This window comes from Streptomyces sp. NPDC047880, assembly GCF_040706515.1.
In the GTDB taxonomy this organism is placed as follows: domain Bacteria; phylum Actinomycetota; class Actinomycetes; order Streptomycetales; family Streptomycetaceae; genus Streptomyces.
Map to the genome: position 1 here is coordinate 1 of NZ_JBEZOK010000072.1, position 1,158 is coordinate 1,158.

General features: G+C 71.5%; 1 protein-coding gene. It reads right to left on the reverse strand.

Annotated elements, in window-relative coordinates; all coding sequences use genetic code 11:
* Window positions 1-195: 195 nt before the first annotated feature.
* Window positions 196-1,158: IS701 family transposase (locus AB0937_RS38515; protein WP_366718874.1), on the reverse strand; the 963-nt coding region annotated here is incomplete at its 5' end.

Here is a 1,158-nt window from a genome sequence, read left to right on the forward strand (position 1 = left end):
GTACGAGGGCTTCCGGCCGGCACGCCGGGAGCACGCACCGGACGCCGCTCCTTCACGGGCGAACGTTGCCTGCCGCGGCACTAGTAGTGCTTGGTCAGGTCGGTATCGGTTGTGGCATGTCGCGGTGACAGGTCGGGCAGGCGCCGGTCCAGACGGCGAGGAGGAACTGCATCTCGCGGACCACCTGGTAGAGGGTCAGGCCGACGCCGCTTCTTTTGGGGTCCGGGCCAGTCGCTGCAGCGTGCAGAAGGCGTGGGCGGCGGAGACAAGGGTGACGTGGTGGTGCCAGCCGTTCCAGGTGCGGCCCTCGAAGTGGGCCAGGCCCAGGGCCTGTTTCATCTCGCGGTAGTCGTGCTCGATCCGCCAGCGGAGCTTGGCCAGCCGCACCAGCGTGGTCAGCGGGGTGTCGTCGGGCAGGTTGGAAAGCCAGAACTGCACCGGCTCCGGCTCGGTGGCGGGCCACTCGGCCAGCAGCCAGCACGCGGGCAGTTCCGGACCGCCGACGGCTTTGCGGATCTCGCGTCCGGCGGGCCGGATCCGCAGTGCCACAAACCGTGAGTACATGCGCTTGAACCCGCTGCGGCCGCTGCCGGGACGGGAGCCCTCCCGCCACTGCACCGGCCGGGCCGCCTGCTTCCCCGCGGCGATGACCAGCTCTTTCACGCTCTTGGGCGCCTCGGGGTAGGCAGGCTGGGGCGGGCGCCCGCGGCCGCTGTGGGGCGGCGTTTGCGGTGCCGCGTCGTGCGGGTGGGCTGTGACGGTGGTCGAGCTGCCCACCACGTAGTGCAGCCCGCGTGTCTCCAGGCCGAGCCGGAAGGCTGCGGTGTCGCCGTAGCCGCCGTCGGCCACGACGAGGGGGACGTCGACGCTCCAGGAGCGGGTCTCGTCGATCATGTCCAGGGCCAGCTGCCACTTCTCGACATGGCCCACGTCCGGCGGGATGCCGCACCGCTCGCGGCGGGCCACCTTCGCGGGATCGGCCTGCGGCGAGGCCGGATCCCAGCTCTTGGGCAGGAACAGACGCCAGTCGATCGCCGCCGAGGCGGTGTCGGAGGCCAGGTGCAGGGACACGCCGGCCTGGCAGTTGGCGACCTTGCCGGCGGTGCCGGTGTACTGCCGAGACACACAGGCCGACGCATCGCCGTCCTTGAGGAACCC